Source organism: Colwellia sp. TT2012 (assembly GCF_001440345.1).
Classification (GTDB): domain Bacteria; phylum Pseudomonadota; class Gammaproteobacteria; order Enterobacterales; family Alteromonadaceae; genus Colwellia.
This window is the reverse complement of sequence record NZ_LJYX01000044.1, coordinates 1-1,750: the sequence shown is the minus strand read 5'-3', so window position 1 is coordinate 1,750 and position 1,750 is coordinate 1. Positions and strand designations below refer to the sequence as shown.

The window sequence follows — 1,750 nt, the reverse complement described above, 5'->3', positions numbered from 1 at the left end:
CTTGCGCAGCAGACGCTTTTTCAGGGAGGCGCGCTCTTGCGGATTGCGTCCCTTGTGGTTGGCAATGCGATCCGCCGTGGCGGCCTGGCGCTTGATGGGCCAGTAGGCGCGGCCATCCTTACCCATCGACCAGACGTTGCTGACCTGGTTTTCCAGTAGAGGCAGATGGGCGCATAGAGCTTTCGGCGACGCGCTGGCCAGCGCGGTGCGCTCGTGGGTTCGCCAGCGCTGATGCCAGAGTTTCTTGTCCTCGCGATCGCTACGGCAGGTCGTGTGCCCAACGATGGGCGTTTTGCGGCGGCTGCGGCTCATGATGTTGTTGTCTCCAAGAACATTCAGGACCGGCTTTCTGGGTAGAGCGCCGTCAACCGGGTCAGGGTTTCTTGCACTTGTTCCAGCGAGGTCATCAGATGATCAACCTGATCCTGAAGATCCACGGCGAGATCAAATAGCTCAGCCACTCGGCTGCGTGATCCCTCGTTGAACGCGGCCATTGCCAGTTGATGCAGCTTCAACAGGTCGGTGCGCAGTTGCGGAGGTGCGCCGTCTGCGCTGTCATTCAAATCGCCGCGCAGCACGTCCACGGCATCGACTGCACGCAGCAGTGCCGTGGTATCGAAATTCTCGGGAGTCAGTTCGTCCCATTCGTCGTCGGTGATGCGGGCTGCCATCAGGAGAGCGCCGATTAAGCGGTTGCGAGCGTTAGATGCCCGATCGGCTCGGCTGCTGGCCGTACCTTGATTTCGATGTCGTAGCCGAGGCGCTTCAGACAATCCATCAGCTTGCGTTCGGCTAGATTGGTGAAGTCGCCGCGCATCATGCCCGACACCTTCGGTTGCGGGCTGCCCATGCGTTTGGCCGCCGCTTGTCGAGTCAGCCCAAGGGCGCGCATGGCCCTCCTGATCTCGACCACCAGGCCGGTCTTGATCTTGAGCTTTTCAGCGTCAGGCAGTCCAAGGTCGGCAAAGACGTTGCCCGAGCTGCGCTGAACCTCGACGCCTTCAATGATTCGTTTTTGCATTTCGTAGCTCCTGTGCCAATACCTCGGCCACCTTCAGCCGAGCGCGGATGATGTCCATGTCGGCCTTTGGCGTGGCGATTCCGCTCTTGCTCTTCTTCTGGAAGCAGTGCAGGACGAACACCGCTTCCGCAAACTTGACCGTGTATACCGCTCGATAGGTGCCGCCGGCATCGTCTTCGACGACCTCCAGCACGCCGGCACCACCGAACCCCTTGAGCACCTTTGCTGCGTCATCCTGATCGCCTATCTGCGCCAACGAGAGCGCGTAACCGAAACGGCGACGCACGTCGGACGGCAACGCCATCAAATCCTTGTGGCTGCTCGCGATCCATTCGAGCGGTTTTTCTTTGTTTGTCATGACGGAATTTTATACCTGTTCAGGTAATGATGTAAACGCGGCAACCTCAAGGAGGTGTCGTAAAACATTTGTTTTGCGACAGGCTGTCAGCCGCCGCTGTGCTACCTGTGCAACACCCCCTCAAAAATGTACGGAAAACTCTATCGCTATTCGCTATTATGCGGAAACCTGTTTTTGATGGTTATCCGCCTATGTTGGTTGGCTACATGCGCGTGTCGTCGGACTCCGACCGCCAGAGCACGGACTTGCAGCGCGACGCGCTGCTCGCCGCCGGCGTCGATCCGCGTCACCTGTTTGAGGATCGTGCCTCTGGCGCGAAGGATGACCGTGCCGGCTTGGCGCGGGCGCTTGAGTTCGTTCGAGCCGGCGAT

5 protein-coding genes are annotated in these 1,750 nt (G+C 59.3%); 1 reads left to right on the top strand and 4 read right to left on the bottom strand.

The window, feature by feature from the left end; genetic code table 11:
• The 4 genes from ASU03_RS20090 to ASU03_RS18475 form a co-directional block, all read right to left on the bottom strand.
• A partial coding sequence (locus ASU03_RS20090; protein WP_082627349.1) for a hypothetical protein occupies positions 1-312 on the bottom strand: 312 nt, incomplete at its 3' end.
• Positions 313-335: 23 nt separating this feature from the next.
• On the bottom strand, positions 336-671 hold the full coding sequence (locus ASU03_RS18485; protein ID WP_057833240.1) for a hypothetical protein: 336 nt from the start codon (positions 669-671) through the stop codon (positions 336-338).
• Between the two features lie 14 nt (positions 672-685).
• Positions 686-1,021: a helix-turn-helix domain-containing protein gene (locus ASU03_RS18480; RefSeq protein WP_057833239.1), complete on the bottom strand. Its 336-nt coding sequence runs from the start codon at positions 1,019-1,021 to the stop codon at positions 686-688.
• A complete protein-coding gene (locus ASU03_RS18475; RefSeq protein WP_003151133.1) occupies positions 1,002-1,379 on the bottom strand; it encodes a type II toxin-antitoxin system RelE/ParE family toxin in 378 nt (125 codons plus the stop codon). Before ASU03_RS18475 ends, ASU03_RS18480 begins: the two co-directional genes overlap by 20 nt.
• Positions 1,380-1,537: 158 nt before the next feature.
• Between ASU03_RS18475 and ASU03_RS18470 the strand changes: the two genes are divergently transcribed.
• A partial coding sequence (locus tag ASU03_RS18470; RefSeq protein WP_442855150.1) for a recombinase family protein occupies positions 1,538-1,750 on the top strand: 213 nt, incomplete at its 3' end.